Genomic DNA, 252 nt, shown 5'->3' on the forward strand with positions numbered 1-252 from the left:
CCTGCCGTCACTTCATCTGCAGTCAGTGTGTGTTCAACGGTGTCGGTTGAGCCGTCTGGTTTAGTAATAGTGAGTGTCAGTGTGTCACCTGCCGCACTCCCTCCCGGTACAGTCACTTCGGTCTGTACGCCATCTTTTAGCTCGTCAGCATTTACCCCGTCCGTAGCTTCTGGAATAGTCACTACCGGTGTTGTATCCACCACACCATCACCGTCTGTATCGCCCGGAATTTGCGTATCAACCATAAAGTCA

1 pseudogene is annotated in these 252 nt (G+C 52.0%); it reads right to left on the bottom strand.

Going from position 1 to position 252, the window contains the following annotated elements:
• A pseudogene (locus tag HMPREF0693_RS19235) lies at positions 1–252 on the bottom strand (hypothetical protein); the annotation flags it as partial.

Origin of the sequence: Proteus mirabilis ATCC 29906, from assembly GCF_000160755.1 — a bacterium.
GTDB classification, from domain to species: domain Bacteria; phylum Pseudomonadota; class Gammaproteobacteria; order Enterobacterales; family Enterobacteriaceae; genus Proteus; species Proteus mirabilis.